The sequence below is a fragment of the Mesobacillus jeotgali genome (assembly GCF_031759225.1).
Taxonomy (GTDB): Bacteria; Bacillota; Bacilli; order Bacillales; family Cytobacillaceae; genus Mesobacillus; species Mesobacillus jeotgali_B.
In genome coordinates, this window is sequence record NZ_CP134494.1 from 359,941 (window position 1) to 378,194 (window position 18,254).

Below are 18,254 nucleotides of genomic sequence, written 5' to 3' on the forward strand. Positions count from 1 at the left end.
GATCTCGTAATATAAACTGTTCGCCCCCTACTTGTAGAATGATGTTTGAGGCTGGTTGGGACAATTTTGATCTCGTATAACAAGCGAAGCTATGGAACTACAGGAAGGTATTGGGGTTACTGGCGAGTAAACAAAGGGAGAGATAATCATTGAATCCAGTAGTTGGCCTGGATGTGGCCAAAGGAGAAAGTGAAGCTCAGGTATTTCTAGATAAAGACAAGCCATTTGGAAAGAGCTTCAGGATAAAACATATCAAGGAGGATTTAGATACCTTCATCTCTTTTTTGAAAGAGATAGAAAGAAAGACTGGCGTTAGACCAGCAGTAATTCTTGAATCTACAGGTCATTACCATACACCAATTATTCAATGTCTGGAGGAGAGTCAATATCTATATATCTTGGTAAACCCCATCATTTCTCATCAGGCCAAGAAAACCAGTCTTAGAAAGGTAAAGACGGATGCCGTGGATGCATATCAACTTTGTGTTTTGTATTACAAGGAAGAATTTGAGCCTTATAAGAAACGAGGACTAAGGCTACTAAATTTAAGAACACTGTCAAGGCAATACGAAGCCGTTTCGAACCTTTACATTCAGGCAAAACTTCAATTCCACACAATTCTTGACCAGGTATTTCCGGAATATAGGGGAGTCTTTGGAGATCTATTTTCAAAAGTTTCTCTACAGATTTTAAAGGAGTTTCCTACATCTGAAGATGTTCTGAGGACTGGTGAAGTAAAGATACTGGAGCGAATTGTGGGAATGCGTATAAAACGGTCTGAAGGTTGGGCCAGGGAGAGGGTAGCTAAATTAATAGCTTCGGCTGAGCGAAATCCTTTCCAACAAGGTGTGTATCAAAGTCAGTTGTTCAGTTTGGATATGTATATCTCTATGCTTCTTCAGTACCAAGAACACCTATCCAATATAGAGGCAGAGATAGATGTCCTGGCAGAAGAAATTGAAGAATGTAAGATAATCCAATCAATTCCCGGTATAGGAGGAAAGATCGCGGCAACGATCATTTCCGAAATCGGAGAAATTGACCGGTTTAATCACCCTAAAAAACTTGTGGCTTACGCTGGAATTGATCCAAGTGTCCATTCATCAGGTAAGTTTACAGCTACTATAAATCATATTACTAAACGAGGTTCAAGCCGTTTACGGCACGCTTTGTATATGGCCGTTTTATGCGGTATAAGAAGCTCCAGGAACAAGAAGCTAAAAGAGTATTATGATCGGAAACGAAATGAAGGAAAGCCTTCAAAAGTAGCACTGATAGCTTGTGTAAACAAGCTTTTACACTGGATTTATGCAATCCTAAAAAGGAATGAGCAGTTCCTAGATATGGCTTAATGAACAAGATAAAACAGTTAATGAAAAACCTTCCAAACAGTATTTGGAGGGTTATTTGGCGTGCCTCCAAAAGTATAACACGGAAGAACAAATATTTTAATAAGAAGTTCTTGACTCCTATTAGCTGGTTTATTATTTGTGCGTTGGGGTAGGGTATAGGAATCTACTATAGATTATCTGAACCTGGTGTGACTTCGGACAAAACGAAGAGGAGAAGCTGGGAATTTATCTGAACCTGGTGCGACTTCGGACAAAACCTTATCCAGTGTCAGTTTTGAATAATATATCCAGTAACTAACCAACCAAAATACCTTGCCGATATGAAAAATTTGCCTGTAAATCATATTTGGAAGAAAATAAAAGATAATAAGATAAAAGGATGTGGATACATAATGGGGAAGAAGGCCTTGATCAATATCGATTATACGTATGACTTTGTTGCGGGTGATGGGCGGCTGACTTGTGGAGAGCCTGGGCAGGCGATTGAAGCGAAGCTTGTCGGTGTCACGAAGGAGTTCATCGGAAATGGTGACTATGTTGTTTTCGCTATTGATGTCCATGATGAGGGCGATGAATTCCATCCGGAGACAAAGCTGTATCCTCCGCATAATATCCGCGGTACGAAGGGCAGGGATTTGTACGGAAGCCTGCAGGAGGTTTATGAAAACAATAAGCATCTCGACCATGTGCATTATATCGATAAAACGAGATATTCAGCGTTCGCCGGTACCGACCTGGAGATAAAGCTTCGCGAGCGGGGAATCACCGAGGTGCATCTCGTCGGTGTCTGCACGGATATTTGTGTCCTTCATACGGCGGTGGATGCTTATAACAAAGGATTTAAGGTTATTATTCATAGAGATGCTGTTGCTTCCTTTGACCAAATCGGCCATGAGTGGTCGCTCCGTCATTTCGAGAGTTCGATTGGAGCACAGGTCAAGTAGTCCTGGGCGGCGTTATAACAGCAAGCTATTGATGGCAGTAAATTTGGAGGTTTTTTGATGAGCACTAAATTCAGAGACGACAGCTTGATGCTGCATACGGACTTATATCAATTAAATATGATGGAAACATACTGGCGCGATGGCGTTCATAATCGCCGCGCGGTGTTTGATTTATTTTTCCGGAAGCTTCCTTTCGGCAATGGCTACGCCGTTTTTGCCGGACTAGAAAAAATCATCAGCTATATCGAGAACTTTGGCTTCACGGAAGATGATATTCAATATTTAAGAGAGGAAGGAAAGTTCGATGAGGATTTCCTTGCCTTTTTAAAAGAGCTGCGTTTTACAGGCTCAATCCGTGCGATGCAAGAGGGAGAGATTGTTTTTGCCAATGAGCCCCTGGTAAGGGTAGATGCACCCTTGGTTCAAGCGCAATTGATTGAAACGGCACTGCTTAATATCGTCAACTACCAGACATTGATTGCGACCAAAGCTTCGCGAATCAAACAGGTTGTAAAAAACGAAATCGCGATGGAGTTCGGCAGCCGCCGTGCACATGAAATGGATGCTGCTCTATGGGGCACGCGTGCTGCGTATGTTGGAGGCTTTGATTCCACTAGCAATGTGCGTGCAGGCAAGCTGTTCGGAATCCCGATTTCCGGGACGCACGCTCACTCGATGGTACAGGCGTACAGAGATGACTATACCGCTTTTAAAAAATACGCAGAGACACACAGGGACTGCGTTTTCCTTGTCGATACGTATGATACGCTAAGGTCAGGAGTGCCGAACGCAATTAAAGTTGCTAAGGAATTCGGCGATAAAATCAATTTCATCGGCATCCGTCTCGACAGCGGGGACTTGGCTTACCTTTCAAAGGAAGCTCGTAAAATGCTGGATGAAGCCGGCTTTAAGGATGCGAAAATCGTAGCATCAAGCGACCTGGACGAGTATACGATCATGAACCTGAAAGCTCAGGGTGCGAAAATCGATACTTGGGGAGTCGGCACGAAGCTGATCACCGCTTATGAACAAGCTGCCCTTGGCGCTGTTTATAAAATCGTCTCAGTAGAGCGGGCAGACGGAACGATGGAGGACACCATCAAGATTTCGTCCAATCCGGAAAAAGTGACGACGCCTGGCATTAAAAATGTGTACAGGATCATCAACAAAGCCAATAATCGTTCAGAAGGGGACTACATCGCGCTTGAGGGAGAGAATCCGCAGCAGGAAAAGCGGCTGAAGATGTTCCACCCGGTCCATACCTTTATCAGCAAATTCGTCACGAATTTCGACGCGAGGGATCTGCATCACGATATCTACAAGGAGGGCAAGCTTGTGTACACCCAGCCGAGCCTGGAAGAAGTCCGCAAGCATTCTAAGTACTGTCTCGGCGTCCTATGGGAAGAATACACACGTATGCTCAATCCCGAAGAATATCCAGTCGACCTCAGCCAGAAATGCTGGGACAACAAAATGCGCAATATAGAAGAAGTGAAAGAGAAGGTCATGGAGATGACCGGAGAGAAGATGGAATAGAATGGGCTGCTTTCCTTGAGGGGAAAGCAGTCTTTTTAAATATGCGTGAATACTATCGAACCTGATCCTTAGGTTCTTTTTTTTTACGGAAAAAATAAACAAAAACCTTGTCTGAATGTGTTAACTTTTCAATAGGATAAACGTTATGTAAGCGGGAGGTCGGTATGGGAGATGTAAATCAAGATCTTAATGATGAGCTGAACATTGTGTATAGGTACCTGCTGAAGCAAGGGATTGCCCATGTCGATGCGGAGGACATTGTTCAGGAAACCGCGGTTGTTACGGGGACCCCTGAAGAATTGCAGCGATTCAGGAAGCTGGATTTTATCAGGGCATCGGTACTTGGAGTGACAATCGATAAATATTAATTCTAATTCGTCACTATTTCCCTTTTTTATAAAAGGATTTCCCCTAGTTATAAAGAATTATTAGGGAACGAATCTTTTCTAAGGGTGTTGCCGTGTGAATGACGAGAGTAGCGCAGTGGATTATGAACAATTCATACCGAGGGAAACAGGCTTCATATTTAAGTTCATTAAAAAGGACAACCAGTTCATCCATACTTTCATTGAAGGCAAGCTAATAGAAAAGGTGGGTCTTTGCCCTGATCTTGTCATCGGAAGGTCTTTGACGGGATTTTTGCCGGCTGACCAGGTAAAGCGCAAAGAGGTTTTTTACGAAAAGGCGTGGAATGGTGAGCAGGTTAACTATGAGGGAAGCGTTGGCGGAATCCATTATTTAGCTGTTCTGAATCCAATCCGTGTAAATGGAGAGACGGTTGAGGTCATCGGGACAACCATCGATATAACGAAGGAAAAAATAAGAGAGAAGCAGGCCCAGCAAATGGAGAAGCTATCTGTAGTTGGGGAGCTGGCAGCAGGGATTGCGCATGAAATCCGGAATCCGCTCACCTCGTTGAAAGGCTTTGCTAAAATCGTCAAAGAAAGCGTTACGGATCAAAAGTTGATTCCGTATCTTGATATCATGCTGGATGAGATGGACCGGATCAATCAAATCGTCAATGAGTTCATGTTCATTGCCAAACCGAAGGAGAATGTTCGTTTTCAATATACAAACATAAATAAACTGTTGAGGGATTGTATCCAATTCATGGGACCGCAGGCCAATTTGAAAAGCATCAACATTGAATTAGAAGCGGAAGTACAAATCAATTTGAATTGTGATGGGAATCAGATAAAACAAGTCCTGATCAATATTCTGCAAAACGCGATAGAAGCCACGGAGAACAACGGCCATTTTATCGGGGTAAGCTTGGAAGAGATGAGTGCTGAGTCCGTAATGATCACCGTCTCTGATAAAGGCTGCGGAATATCGGAATCAAGATTCAATCGCCTTTTCGAGCCTTTTTATTCAACGAAGGAAAAAGGAACAGGATTGGGCTTGCTCACCTGCAAACGGATCATCGATCTTCATCACGGAAGCATTGATATTGAAAGCCAGCCTGGAGAAGGCACGACCATAAGGATTGTGCTCCCTCGAAATCGAAATGTAGAGTCAATGCTGATCGCAGAATAAAAGGTGCCATGCTTCTTTTGGGAGCATGGCATTTTTACTGTCGTTCTCCAAGGCTTATCTGTTAAAATGAAAGAGCAACCCCTATATTCCCCACATTTTCTCACTGAAAGGAGCCACCTCGCAATGCTGCAAAAAGCCCATCAATTATTGCAAGATCATTTCGGTTATTCTTCATTCCGATTGGGACAGGAACAGGCGATTTCCTCTGTGCTTGAAGGGAAAAACACAGTCTGCGTCATGCCGACTGGAGGAGGTAAATCGATCGTCTATCAAATCCCGGCGCTCGTGCTGCCCGGGACAACCATCGTTATTTCTCCGCTGATTTCCTTGATGAAGGACCAGGTAGATACGCTCGTCCAGCTAGGCATCCCAGCGACGTATATCAACAGCTCGCTTACTGCCGGAGAAGCTGCCGCTCGGATGGATGACGCCAGGAACGGAAAGTACAAGCTGTTGTACATCGCTCCAGAGCGGCTGGGATCCTGGGAATTCATCGACGACCTTCAGGACATGGAAATTCCGTTGATCGCCGTCGATGAAGCGCACTGTATCTCGCAGTGGGGACATGATTTCCGGCCAAGCTATCTGCAGATTTCCGGTCTGGCCAATAGACTGCCGAAAAAGCCGATCGTACTTGCTTTGACGGCAACTGCGACACCGAAAGTACGGGAGGATATTTGCGCTTCGTTAAAAATAAACCCCGAGAATACGGTCATAACAGGGTTTGAGCGCAGCAATTTAAGCTTTTCTGTCGTAAAAGGCCAGGACCGCCAGGCATATTTAAGGGATTTTATCAAAAAGAACGAAAAAGAAGCCGGCATCATTTATGCGGCAACAAGGAAGATTGTCGACCAGCTATATGAATGGCTGCAGAAGGAAGGTTTCAACGCTGCCCGCTACCACGCAGGAATGAATGATGAAGACCGAAACAGCGAACAGGAGCGGTTTTTACAGGATGAGGCGACTGTTATGGTTGCGACTTCAGCTTTTGGAATGGGTATCGATAAAAGTAATATCAGGTACGTCCTCCACTTCCAGATGCCGAAGAATATGGAGAGCTACTATCAGGAAGCTGGCCGTGCCGGTCGTGATGGCCTGGACAGTGAATGTACCGTGCTGTATTCATCACAGGATGTCCAGGTTCAGCGCTTCTTGATCGACCAGTCCGCCGACCGCGAACGGATTGGGCCAGAGCTGGAAAAATTGCAGCAGATGGTCGGATACTGCCATACCGAGGAATGCCTGCAATCCTATATCCTGCATTATTTTGGCGAGACAGACACCGAGCCTTGCGGACGCTGCGGCAATTGTACGGACTCCCGTGAAACAGAGGATGTCACAAAGGATGCGCAAATGGTGCTTTCATGCATCATCCGGATGGGCCAAAAATACGGCAAGGCCATGACGGCCAATGTATTGACAGGCTCCAGGAATAAAAAGGTCCTTGAGTTCCGCCTGGATAAATTGCCGACTTACGGACTGATGAAGGACCGGAATGCCAAGCAGGTCAATGACCTGATTGAGTTTTTGATTTCACAGGAGCTGATCGGCGTCGAGCATGGGACTTACCCTACGATTTATGTACCGGAAAAAGGGAAGGATGTTTTGCTCGGAAAAACGAAGGTCTTCAGGAAGGAAGCGGTGCAGGTCAAGCAGGTTTCCAACGATGATCCATTGTTTGAAGAACTGCGTGAGTTGCGGAGAGAGGTTGCCGCTGCGGAAAAAGTGGCGCCATTTATGATTTTCTCCGATTCCTCTCTGAAGGATATGTGCCTGAAGCTGCCGCTGACGGATGCGGAGTTTCTCAATGTGGCTGGTGTTGGTGAACACAAGCTGCAGAAATATGGTGCGCCATTCATTCAGCGGATTATCGAGTTTTGCGAGAAGCATCCTGAGCGCCAGCCGGTGATGAATGCTGTTTCGGAACCGGTGAGGAAACCGGCGAAAAAAGCTGTCGGCGATTCCCATCTTGAAACCTACAAGCTGCATCAGGAGAAACTGCCCGTAGCCGAGATAGCTGCAAAGCGCGAGCTGGCAGAAAGCACGGTTGAAAATCACTTGATCCAGTGCATCCAGCAGGGAATGGAAGTCGACTATGACGTGCTGATTCCTGCCCGGTATATCGATGACCTCGAGCAGGCCGTCGCAGAAGCCGGCCGCGACAAGCTCAAACCCATCAAGGAACTGCTGCCCGATGACGTCAGCTATTTTATGATCAAGGTATTTCTCTATATGTCTAAGAAAAAGGTACATTAAGACGAAGCCCGCGGGCTTCGTCTTTTTTAGGTTTAATGTGTGCACGTAAATTGGGGGTTATTTCAGGAAGTCACCCATTTATCGTCATAAAAAATGATTTGAATGTCCCAGCCTTGTGCCCGTGAAAGAGGAAATTGCGAAAGCACGGTCACAAGAAGCGGAAACATCTCCAGTTTTTCTTTACATTATCCTCTTTATTTCCTATTCTCCCGGCGAGGCAGAATAAAAAACTCAAAAAAAATACTTTTCTGAAAAATTAAAAATGGTAAAATATAACTAGTGTGAAAATAGGCATGTATCTGATTCTCAAGTTCGCTGAATTTTATTCTGTCGTAGAAATAGAATAAGCAGCTAGATGTCTGCGCTGCGGATGCGGAGTTACCTGATGAAGGTCTCCATTATGAGGATAGAGGAGATTGAGAGAAAGGTAGAATGCAGCTTAATGGTTCAATAAAATATAGTCCATCAGGAGGCTTCATGGTTTATTTTAAAAAGGCAATCGAGCAGTTTGTGTTATGGATCGTCTGCGTATTTTTATTTATTGGGATATTGTTTTTGCCGGCTAAGACGGATTATGAGACAGGACAGGGCGGGCAGTTCAAATCCGCCAGCTACGACTATGAATTGGACATGCATATTCAGAATATCAAAGGTTTCTTTGCTTATATAAAAGAGAACCCCAACCTCGGAGAGTTTGTCCCTGGCCAGTCGTACGCGAATCGGATTGCGGGCAAGGCTTGGAAAAGCTTGCTATTGATTGTGCCCACCTTGATTCTGGCCTATATTCTAGGCGTCTTGAAAGGAATCTTTGATTTTAGGATGCAAAAAAGAAAGCTGAACTTCCTTGGCAATGGGACGACGTGGCTATTCATCTCAATGCCGGACCTCTTTTTCATCATCACCATCCAGATTGGCCTGATGTTTTTATATGAAAAAGGTTTGTTTTTCCATGTGACGTTATATGGAAGTGAAAAGCTCGAAACCTATGTGGTGGGGATTCTATTTCTGTTGATTTACCCTGTTTTCTACCTTGCGAACATCACCAATGTGAGTCTGCAGGAGCAGTCAGGCAATGATTACATCCGGACGGCGAAATCAAAGGGAACTCCGGGGATGAAAATATTGTTCATACATATTCTGAAAAATTCGTTTCCGAGGATCCTGGCGCATGGAAATACAATCACGCTCTATGTATTATCGAACCTGTTTATCGTTGAAAAATTAATGGACTTTCAGGGTGCAGCAGATGGGCTGTTTAACGCGGTGCTGAGGGGAACAGGTTTCAGGATTGGGCTGGATATCATGGTCGACGGTATTTCTGCCGTCGGATATACGGTCTTCTTTGCCACAATCATTTTGCTTTCAAATTTGGTCACACAGATTTCTAAGAGTCTTGTCACCCCGGCATCACAGGAGATGAATCATGAATAAATCATTATTTTTTGGCCTGACGATCTTATCATTTCTATTTGTTATTGTCCTTATAGCACCATATCTTCCGTTCGTGGATACATCGCTGAAAGAAACAGTGATGAAGCAAAAAGAAGGTGGTGGATTCGAGCTTCCGCCGTTTGCGCCATCTGCGGATTTCCCGATTGGCTCGGATGCGAATGGCAAAGATTTATTGAGCAGGGTGCTTTTAGGTACGAAAGAGACATTGTTAACGATACTCGCCATTGTCCTGATTCGATACATCATTGCGATTCCGCTCGCGATGGCAAGTTTTTATATGAAATTTTTTCGCCGCATACTGATCATTTGGAATCGATTGTTCTCATTCATGCCGCCAATATTCTTTGTGATCTTGATCATTGGCACTCCATTCGTTACATTTTCCGATAATCGATATCTCTGGATCATGCTGGTGCTTGCTCTAATTGAAGCGGGCAGGATTGCCGATATTTTTTACCAGGGAATGGTCGATATCTCAAGGAAACCTTATGTAGAGGCCGGGATTGTCTCTGGCTCATCGGCTTTGACGATGCTGAAAAATTATTATTGGCCGCCGCTAAGACCGTTTTTCATCGTCCAGTTTTTCTCCGACCTAGGAAGAACGCTTTTCCTGATCGGCCAGCTTGGAATCGTGGAAATCTTCTTGAGCGTCGAATTCGTTTCCCAGCTCAGTGGAGGGTATAAAGCGATGAACACATCCAATGCATGGCCAACCTATTTCGCAGAGATCACCCACCATATCTGGTCACACCCGTGGCTGCCGATTACCGGCACGGTTGCCATTGGGATTACCATATTGGCTTTCTCCATGACCAGCAGCGGACTGCAGCAATATTTTGATAAAAAGTATAAAAGAGCATAAATGGAGAGGGGAGGTGTAACGGGCACTTCTCCTTTTTGTTTAAAAATGGGTGAATTGGTTTATCTATTTATGTAACCTTTTGTGCCATTCTCCTGACAAATAGATAAAGAGTTTATTCAACAGGAGGGTCGGGCAATGAGAAAATTATGGATGCTAGTGCTGATGGGTTTACTGGTAACCGGCTGTGGAACGGGAAACCAGGTTTCGAATAATGACGAGGATCAAGGAGGTGCCGGAATCGTGGCAGGAGAAATGGCTGCAAGTCTGACAGAGGAAAAACCGTTGATTTTTCAATATGAAGTAAAGAATCAAACGGAAGAAGAAGTGACTCTCGAATTCTCGAGTTCACAAAGATACGATTACTCGGTAAAAACGAAAGATGGCAAAGAGGTTTTTCTGTTCTCAAGCGTTGCGTCTTTTTTACAGGCATTGGGGGAGGAAAAAGTAAAACAGGGTGAGGCTTTGAACTATAAAATCGACCTTCATGAGCTTTCCCTTGAAAAAGGGGACTATGTTCTTTCTGTCTGGATGACGCCCAAGGGCGGGGAAAAGTATGAAGTGACTAAAGAGTTTTCTGTGGAGTAGGGGAATATTGGGATGAAGGCTATTAAACTCTTTTTCGCGGTGATGATGATGCTGGCAATATACCTTGCCGGTTGTGCTAAAGCAGAAGAACCGAGAGAGGGCTTTGTTTTAGAGGTGAAAGACGAATCAATCCTTGTCGCACAAAATATCACCATGGAAAGATACAACGAGCTAAAAGATGTTTCCAGTGAGGCATTGATTGACCAGGGCGGACTCGATTTGATCTGGCTGACGTATGAAAAAGCAGCTGATTTTAAAAAAGGAGATCAAGTGCAGTTCTGGCTGGATGGCGATGTAAGAGAGAGCTATCCAGCACAAGCTGATGCGAGGAAAATAGAGCACAAGTGAATTATCCAGGGCCGGTGCGTTTCGCAATCCGGCCTTTAATATGATAAAATCTGACTTAGCTAATTCACAGCAAAGGACTTGAAATGATGAGTAAAACAATCCCGGTTAAAAAGAACGATTTTATAGATGTAGTATTTGAGGATTTGACGCATGACGGAGCGGGTGTGGCCAAGGTTGAGGGCTACCCGATTTTTGTACAGGGCGGACTTCCAGGCGAAAAAGCAAAAATCAAAGTGACTAAGGTGAACAAGGGCTACGGCTTTGGCCGCTTGATGGAAATTCATGAAAAAAGTACGTTCCGGGTAGAGTGTCCAGCTGATGATGCCCATAAATATGGTGGTTGTCAGCTGCAGCATATCAGCTATGAGGGTCAGCTGAAGTATAAGGAAAACCAGGTGAAGCAGGTGCTGACGCGGATTGGCAAACTCGATGATGTGGTAGTTCACCCAATCCTGGGGATGGACAATCCCTGGCATTACAGAAACAAAGCACAGGTGCCGGTTGGCGAGAAGGACGGAAAGCTGATTGCAGGCTTTTTCAAGCCGCGCAGCCACGAAATTGTCGATACGGATGAAAGCCTGCTGCACCTACATGAAATTAACGAGGCAATCAAGGCGGTAAAAGAAATCGCCAGCGAGCTGGGCATTCAGCCATATAATGAGGAAAAGCATAAAGGTGTGCTTCGCCACATCATGGCCCGTTACGGGAAAAGTACCGGTGAGTTGATGGTTGTTATTGTGACCAGGGTTAATGAGATTCCTCAGCAAAACAAGCTGGTGAATGAAATCGTCGCAAGGCTGCCTAAGGTAAAATCAATCGTCCATAACATAAACTCCAAGAAAACGAATGTCATAATGGGAGACAAAACAGAAGTCCTATGGGGCAGCGAGGTCATATACGACAATATCGGTGACATTAAGTTCGCGATTTCTGCGCGTTCGTTCTATCAGGTGAACCCTGGACAGACAAAGGTGCTCTACGACAAAGCGCTTGAATATGCTGAACTTACAGGTGAAGAGTCCGTTATTGATGCCTACTGCGGCATTGGCACAATCTCGTTATTTTTAGCGCAAAAAGCTAAGAAGGTATTCGGCGTCGAAATCGTCCCCGAAGCCATCGAAGACGCAAAACGGAACGCAGAGCTTAACGAAATCTCAAACGCCGAATTCGCAGTAGGCGAAGCCGAAATAGTCATCCCAGCTTGGTACAAAGAAGGCAACAGCGCCGACGTATTGGTCATAGACCCGCCGCGAAAAGGCTGTGACGAAGCGCTTCTGCAAACTATCTTAGACATGAAACCAAAGAAGGTTGTGTATGTATCATGTAACCCGGCTACATTAGCGAGGGATCTGAGAATCCTAGAGGACGGCGGATATAAGACTGTTGAAGTACAGCCAGTTGATATGTTCCCGCAGACGACGCACTGTGAAGCGGTAGCAAAGATTGTACTTGCATAATTTCGGGAGCCTTATCCATTAGTGGATAGGGCTTTTTTAGTGCTCAGTTTACCGATATTTCCCCTTCCCGAATGTGACGTCACATCAAAGCCTTTATCACAATGCTGCTCGCTGCCATTTATAATAACTCCCCAGTAGGAAATACTGTATACACAGATTATAAAATGGGGGGCAAAATTATGCCTGAGTTGCCAGAGATGGAAACATATAAAGCATTACTGGGTTCAAAGATAGGTGGCCTAAACATTTCGGCTATTGAGATTGGGCGGGAAAAGTCTATTAATGTACCAGTTGACAAGTTTACGATGCAAGTTTCAAATCAAGCTGTAAAAACGATTACTAGAAGGGCAAAATATTTAGTTTTTCAATTACAGAATGGCAAATGTTTATTATTACACCTGATGCTTGGCGGATGGATGTTTTTTGGAAAAGAGGAAGATAAACCAAACAGGACGATTCAAGTAAAGCTATCATTCGGTGAACAACATTTATTTTTCATTGGACTGCGATTGGGCTATCTGCATCTTTTATCACCTGAAGAGGTCGAGGAAGAGTTTAAAAAACTGGGGCCTGAAGTGCTTAATCCTGATTTTACACTGGATGCCTTTCATCAATTAATGCATAAAAGAAGAGGAGCAATTAAAACAACATTAATCAATCAAGAAGTGTTAGCTGGAATAGGGAATGGGTATTCTGATGAAATTCTTTGGCATGCAGAGATTCGCCCTGATCAAAAAATCAATGAGCTTGACGATCAACAATTATCACGGCTATATCATTCGATTCAGTTTATCCTTAAAAGAGGAATTCAACAAGGTGGTTATATGGAAAACCCGCTATATATAGGAGATGATAAAACAGGAGGCTATCAATTTTATGTTTATGACAGAGAAGGTCAAGGATGCTCTCGTTGCAATTCGTCCATTATAAAAAGTGAAATCTCTTCACGGAAAACTTTCTTTTGCCCCAATTGCCAACAATAAATAACAGTTCGAAGAAACACATTGTAAAGTTGTTTGAAAGTATCTATTTGCAAATTTAGAGCTTTATTCCTTGGCCGATAAGGCTCTTCATTAGGTTGTTTTATTTCCAACTTTTGGTGTGTTATATTGGTATGAGTATTTAGAAGCCCTTGAAGTTAATCGCTAACTTAATAAATGGGAGTGGACTGAATTTGGATAGTATAATTTTTGATCTAGATGGAACCATCTGGGATCCAATAGACACAGTGCTTAGTGCCTGGAATAACGTTATAAGAAAAAGTAGTCTCATAAATAGTGAATTAACCCGGAAAGACTTTGAAGGTACGATGGGTTTACAGATGAATGAAATAAGTCTGAAACTCTTTCCTACCTTAAATAATGAAGAACGGCAAAAATTAATAATAGACTGTTGTGAAGTAGAACAATCTATCCTAGAAAAAAACGGAGGAGTTCTTTTTCACAATGTAGAGAATGTCCTAAAGGAGCTTTCTCAAAAATACAAACTATACATCGTAAGTAACTGCCAAGATGGTTACATAGAAGCGTTTTATAAGTTTCATAGGCTTGATCAGTATTTTTTAGACTTTGAAAACCCAGGCAGAACGGGTCTATCAAAAGGTGAAAATATTAAATTAGTGATTGAGAGAAATAACTTATCAAATCCAGTTTATGTGGGTGACACACAAGGTGACTTGGAAGCAGCCAGATTTGCAAATATTCCCTTTATTTATGCTGAATATGGATTTGGTCAAGTAAGTGAATATGATATGAAGGTTAAGAGTTTTGAAGAACTTTTAAAAGTGTTCTAGCAGTCGTAATAACGAAAGTGAGGGTTTTGTATGAGAGTAATCGGAATTGACCTATCAGGGCCAAGAAATCATAAGGATACAGTTCTCACTATTTTTAAACAAGAGGGAAACCACCTGCAATTGGTTAAGTGGGTAAATAATTTAAGTGATCAGGATATATTGAAAGAGGTTTTTGAGCAAAGTCAATTAGATGAGCTCGTTATCGGGATTGATGCCCCATTGTCTTATGAAGACGGTGGTGGAGATAGAAAAAGTGATCGGGAGCTAAGAAAGTTTATTGTAAGTTTAGGGATGAGAGCTGGGTCAATCATGCCACCAACCTTAAATAGAATGGTGTATCTAACTTTAAGGGGAATAAAACTTAGCAGAGAAATAGAGAATCTAAAAGCCGCGTATCCAATTTCTTTAGTAGAAGTCCATCCAGGGGCCATAATTGGATCGAGACTGTCCAGACAAAATATTGAATATGTGTTGGCTTACAAAAAAGAACAATCAGCCAGAAGTTTTATTCGGAATTTGCTTACGGAGCAGGGACTTACACAATTACCTATTGAAATTGAAGCAGAAAGCCATTCTATCGATGCATGTGCAGCTGCTTTAGGTGCATGGCATTGGAAGGATCCTTCTTATAATGAAAAATGGATCTACCCGGCTTGCCCCCCGCAGCATCCTTATGACTATTGCTGTTAAATTCAACGGTAGTTTGCCGTGAGTATTGGAAATACGTTAGTTTTGGTTAGTTGTTATATCTTAGTATTCATTGCAGTTACCTCAATCAATTCCATCTTTAGATTTCGACCAAGGTAATAATGTAATGAGTATTTTAGGCAGATGGAATAGAGGAGGTAAGTATATGGATGCAACATATATTGTTGAAAGAATTAATGATTTATTTAATATAACGAATAAGAAAATTTTTTCAAGTGAATCGGGGATTACATACCAGGCAGATAAAAGGATTAAGAAATTGGGATACTGTGTTAATCTAACGCTTGAAACGATAGAGGAAGCAAAGATTCAGGGTGTTGATATGATGGTGACACACCACGATGCCTGGGATGAAATATATGGATTAAAAGAGGCGTGCATAGAAAAACTAGCAAAATACGGCATAAGTCACTACTATAATCATTTGCCACTTGATGACTGTAACTTTGGCACAAATGATAGCTTATTAGAAAAATTGAATTTAGAAATTGTTAAGAGAACCCACGAATGGGAAGGGTTACATTTTGGCAGAGTCGCAGAGTATGATGAAGAAATAGAATTTAATGACTTAGTAAAAAATATTGAACTTCTGCTTGAAGAGCCAGTGAAATATTGGCGGTTCAATGACAGAAAGGTGAAGCGAGTGGGCTTGGTCTGTGGCAATGGAGCGCCAACAGCCTGCCTTAAGGAAGCAGTTGAAAATGAATGTGATGTATACATTACAGGTGAATGTAATTTGTATACGATTCAATATGCTCAGTTTAAAGGGATGAATTTGATCATTGGGAGTCATACTTTCACAGAATTCTTTGGAATTGAAAGGTTAGCATTGAAATTAAATGAGCATATAAAAGAACTTGAAATAGTGAGACTTAATGAAGAGCATTATGAAGCGAATATGAAATAAGAATAATAAATGAGAAATAACCTTCATGGAGTTTTCCTCTTATATTTCAGCTCACCCAAAAAGAAATGACTCACAGTCACCAGACCTTATGTGCATTACGATCGGCGCACCTGGAGTGTGTGGCATAAACTTATTATCAAGAAAGGCAACTAACCAATAGTTGTCTTTTTTTAGTCCTTCTTTTAAAGGAACAAAACCTTATGGCCAGTTTTCACGGTCTTCAATATAAAACTTAACCTCCATTAAAGCTCCTACCTTCATTTATGTTCTAAGACAAATGTGGATTTTCACCACCGATTCCGGATTTTAAATGAATAGTCCAATCCTCTGTTAAGAATTTCCCATAAGATATGGTGTTCTCAATAAAAAATAAGGGAGTGAGATTATTGAGAGATAAAGAGAATCACAATAAGGGTTTTTCAGCGAATATTAATAGTTGTTCAAACAGAAACGTAGAACCTGATGTGAATTTTGATGCAAGGATAAGCAAGGTACCTGTAGTCCTAGCTGAGATTGAAGTTAGTACATCGGTTAAAGCTGACATTACCTTTCCAGAGGACGTACTGGAAATCAAGGATATAAAAAAGCGAGTAGTCCTTGTTCAATGTCGTCTGCTTGTGCCGACAAATCAGCTATTCATTAAAGGATATGTAGAAAAAAATATCAGATACGCTGCTGCACCAAAGGGATGGAAGTGGAAGTCTATAGAATCGGATATCCGATCTCTTACCGTGAAGGTTCCTTTTGAGTGTGCCACTCCAATCAGGGAGTTCATAACTCGTCCAGTAAACGTTCGATTTAATCAGCGCAGTGAATTTGATTTCCTGATTAAAGAACCTTTACCGGAAGGTTATCCTGAAAAAGATGAGCTGCTAACGAGCGACCCTTCAAATTATAATCAATCCAGTACTCAACACTATAATGAACTTCCATACTGCAATTTGGTATCCAGTAACATTATAGAATACGATGAAGCAACAGACAGGGTACCTTTACACGAGGGAGCTATATTTGAGGGATCCTTTAGGAACATCGTAGAGAAGATGATTGTCAAGTTTACAATCAAGCTGCTTCAGAAACAACAAGTCCCAATTGGTGGAGGAGCACCAGGGCCGACTGGGCCAACCGGACCAACAGGGCCGACGGGACCGAGCGGGGCAATTGGGCCAATCGGGGAAACGGGACCAACCGGACCAACCGGAGCAACGGGACCAACAGGGCCGACCGGACCAACAGGACCGACTGGGCCAACGGGACCAACAGGACCGACTGGGCCGACAGGACCAACGGGACCAACAGGGCCAACAGGGCTAACGGGACCGACGGGACCAACAGGGCCGACGGGGCCAACGGGACCAACAGGGCCAACAGGACCAACAGGGCCAACAGGACCAACCGGACCGACTGGGCCGACAGGACCGACAGGACCGACGGGACCAACGGGACCGACAGGACCAACCGGACCAACAGGGCCGACGGGACCAACAGGACCGACGGGACCAACAGGACCAACGGGACCAACCGGGCCAACAGGACCAACGGGACCAACCGGACCAACCGGAGCAACGGGACCAACAGGACCAACGGGACCAACAGGACCAACAGGGCCAACGGGGCCAACGGGACCAACCGGGCCAACAGGACCAACAGGACCGACAGGGCCAACAGGACCAACGGGACCAACCGGACCAACGGGACCAACAGGACCAACGGGACCAACCGGACCAACAGGGCCAACGGGGCCAACGGGACCAACCGGGCCAACAGGACCGACAGGACCAACGGGACCAACCGGGCCAACAGGACCGACGGGACCAACCGGACCGACTGGGCCGACAGGACCAACAGGACCGACAGGACCAACGGGACCAACCGGACCGACAGGACCAATTGGGCCAACGGGACCAACTGGAATATGTGAATGTGATGAACTTGAGTGTACTTGTACTGAACAAATCAGGAACGTTCTGTTGCAAATTGCTGGTGCGACAGGATCAGTTAACGTTCAAATAAATACTGAAAACGGTGGGACCGTGACAGGGGCATTAGCGGAACCAACGCAGGTTGGAGAAGGAATAGTAAGACTTAATGATGGAACTATTGTAAGTATTTGTAAGATAGCCTGGATTAGAACCCCTAATACTGATTTTGAAACAATAGGAATTGTACCACTGAATTTACCAGAACCATCTGAGGTTAGCTGTGAAGATGACTGTGAGCAGGAAATAAGAAATGCTTTAACGATTGGCACAAGTTATAATGTATCTGCTGGCGGAAATGCAACCGGCAATAGACGTGTAAATTCTAAAGCGGTTGGTATAGTATTCTTAGGACAACAAACAGGAAACGTTATTACAACAGATACAGCAGTTTCAACATGTGATATCGAATTTGCTGATCCACAGTAGAAATAAATAAAGTAAAATTAACTTTTACAGCCCTTCAATTACCATTCGCTTGGTATTTGAAGGGTTTTTCTTTGTATAAAACTATCTGGTGTTAATATCATCGCCATTTAT

At 43.6% G+C, this 18,254-nt stretch carries 16 protein-coding genes; all 16 read left to right on the forward strand.

Features of this window, described 5'->3' with window-relative positions:
• Positions 1-149 precede the first annotated feature (149 nt).
• The 16 genes from RH061_RS01875 to RH061_RS01950 all read left to right on the forward strand — a co-directional run bounded on the left by RH061_RS01875 (position 150) and on the right by RH061_RS01950 (position 18,143).
• Positions 150-1,352: an IS110 family RNA-guided transposase gene (locus RH061_RS01875; RefSeq protein ID WP_311072837.1), complete on the forward strand. Its 1,203-nt coding sequence runs from the start codon at positions 150-152 to the stop codon at positions 1,350-1,352.
• Between the two features lie 392 nt (positions 1,353-1,744).
• Positions 1,745-2,296, forward strand: a complete 552-nt coding sequence (locus RH061_RS01880) for a cysteine hydrolase family protein (protein ID WP_311073510.1) — start codon at positions 1,745-1,747, stop codon at positions 2,294-2,296.
• Between the two features lie 57 nt (positions 2,297-2,353).
• Positions 2,354-3,832, forward strand: coding sequence for a nicotinate phosphoribosyltransferase (locus tag RH061_RS01885; RefSeq protein WP_311073512.1), 1,479 nt, complete (start codon positions 2,354-2,356; stop codon positions 3,830-3,832).
• A gap of 164 nt (positions 3,833-3,996) precedes the next feature.
• Positions 3,997-4,200, forward strand: a complete 204-nt coding sequence (locus RH061_RS01890) for a hypothetical protein (RefSeq protein WP_311073513.1) — start codon at positions 3,997-3,999, stop codon at positions 4,198-4,200.
• 94 nt (positions 4,201-4,294) lie between these two features.
• The gene (locus RH061_RS01895) at positions 4,295-5,368 is read left to right on the forward strand and encodes an ATP-binding protein (RefSeq protein WP_311073515.1); all 1,074 of its coding nucleotides are present in this window, start codon (positions 4,295-4,297) and stop codon (positions 5,366-5,368) included.
• Positions 5,369-5,491: 123 nt separating this feature from the next.
• Positions 5,492-7,624 carry a DNA helicase RecQ gene (recQ, locus tag RH061_RS01900; protein WP_311073517.1) on the forward strand — a complete coding sequence of 711 codons (2,133 nt, stop codon included), beginning with the start codon at positions 5,492-5,494 and terminating at the stop codon, positions 7,622-7,624.
• Positions 7,625-8,101: 477 nt separating this feature from the next.
• Positions 8,102-9,055 carry an ABC transporter permease subunit gene (locus RH061_RS01905; protein ID WP_311073519.1) on the forward strand — a complete coding sequence of 318 codons (954 nt, stop codon included), beginning with the start codon at positions 8,102-8,104 and terminating at the stop codon, positions 9,053-9,055.
• Positions 9,048-9,938 (forward strand): ABC transporter permease subunit, encoded by an 891-nt coding sequence (locus RH061_RS01910; RefSeq protein ID WP_311073520.1) that lies wholly within the window; start codon positions 9,048-9,050, stop codon positions 9,936-9,938. The genes RH061_RS01905 and RH061_RS01910 overlap by 8 nt, the downstream gene beginning before the upstream one ends.
• Before the next feature lie 135 nt (positions 9,939-10,073).
• Positions 10,074-10,523 carry a BsuPI-related putative proteinase inhibitor gene (locus tag RH061_RS01915; protein WP_311073521.1) on the forward strand — a complete coding sequence of 150 codons (450 nt, stop codon included), beginning with the start codon at positions 10,074-10,076 and terminating at the stop codon, positions 10,521-10,523.
• A 12-nt stretch (positions 10,524-10,535) separates the two neighbouring features.
• Positions 10,536-10,871, forward strand: coding sequence for a DUF3221 domain-containing protein (locus tag RH061_RS01920; protein ID WP_311073522.1), 336 nt, complete (start codon positions 10,536-10,538; stop codon positions 10,869-10,871).
• Positions 10,872-10,957: 86 nt separating this feature from the next.
• A complete protein-coding gene (gene rlmD / locus RH061_RS01925) occupies positions 10,958-12,328 on the forward strand; it encodes a 23S rRNA (uracil(1939)-C(5))-methyltransferase RlmD (RefSeq protein ID WP_311076232.1) in 1,371 nt (456 codons plus the stop codon).
• Between the two features lie 179 nt (positions 12,329-12,507).
• Positions 12,508-13,311, forward strand: coding sequence for an Fpg/Nei family DNA glycosylase (locus tag RH061_RS01930; protein WP_311073524.1), 804 nt, complete (start codon positions 12,508-12,510; stop codon positions 13,309-13,311).
• Positions 13,312-13,502: 191 nt separating this feature from the next.
• Positions 13,503-14,120 (forward strand): HAD family hydrolase, encoded by a 618-nt coding sequence (locus RH061_RS01935; protein ID WP_311073525.1) that lies wholly within the window; start codon positions 13,503-13,505, stop codon positions 14,118-14,120.
• Positions 14,121-14,150: 30 nt separating this feature from the next.
• A complete protein-coding gene (locus RH061_RS01940; protein ID WP_311073526.1) occupies positions 14,151-14,810 on the forward strand; it encodes a DUF429 domain-containing protein in 660 nt (219 codons plus the stop codon).
• A gap of 163 nt (positions 14,811-14,973) precedes the next feature.
• Positions 14,974-15,735: a Nif3-like dinuclear metal center hexameric protein gene (locus RH061_RS01945; RefSeq protein ID WP_311073528.1), complete on the forward strand. Its 762-nt coding sequence runs from the start codon at positions 14,974-14,976 to the stop codon at positions 15,733-15,735.
• 386 nt (positions 15,736-16,121) lie between these two features.
• The gene (locus tag RH061_RS01950; RefSeq protein WP_311073529.1) at positions 16,122-18,143 is read left to right on the forward strand and encodes a CsxC family protein; all 2,022 of its coding nucleotides are present in this window, start codon (positions 16,122-16,124) and stop codon (positions 18,141-18,143) included.
• Positions 18,144-18,254: the final 111 nt, after the last annotated feature.

Coding starts and splice junctions, on each gene's coding strand:
- rlmD (WP_311076232.1), top strand. CDS start 10,958: ATGAGTAAAACAATCCCGGTTAAAAAGAACGATTTTATAGATGTAGTA.
- RH061_RS01890 (WP_311073513.1), top strand. CDS start 3,997: ATGGGAGATGTAAATCAAGATCTTAATGATGAGCTGAACATTGTGTAT.
- RH061_RS01940 (WP_311073526.1), top strand. CDS start 14,151: ATGAGAGTAATCGGAATTGACCTATCAGGGCCAAGAAATCATAAGGAT.
- RH061_RS01885 (WP_311073512.1), top strand. CDS start 2,354: ATGAGCACTAAATTCAGAGACGACAGCTTGATGCTGCATACGGACTTA.
- RH061_RS01910 (WP_311073520.1), top strand. CDS start 9,048: ATGAATAAATCATTATTTTTTGGCCTGACGATCTTATCATTTCTATTT.
- RH061_RS01880 (WP_311073510.1), top strand. CDS start 1,745: ATGGGGAAGAAGGCCTTGATCAATATCGATTATACGTATGACTTTGTT.
- RH061_RS01915 (WP_311073521.1), top strand. CDS start 10,074: ATGAGAAAATTATGGATGCTAGTGCTGATGGGTTTACTGGTAACCGGC.
- RH061_RS01930 (WP_311073524.1), top strand. CDS start 12,508: ATGCCTGAGTTGCCAGAGATGGAAACATATAAAGCATTACTGGGTTCA.
- recQ (WP_311073517.1), top strand. CDS start 5,492: ATGCTGCAAAAAGCCCATCAATTATTGCAAGATCATTTCGGTTATTCT.
- RH061_RS01945 (WP_311073528.1), top strand. CDS start 14,974: ATGGATGCAACATATATTGTTGAAAGAATTAATGATTTATTTAATATA.
- RH061_RS01920 (WP_311073522.1), top strand. CDS start 10,536: ATGAAGGCTATTAAACTCTTTTTCGCGGTGATGATGATGCTGGCAATA.
- RH061_RS01905 (WP_311073519.1), top strand. CDS start 8,102: ATGGTTTATTTTAAAAAGGCAATCGAGCAGTTTGTGTTATGGATCGTC.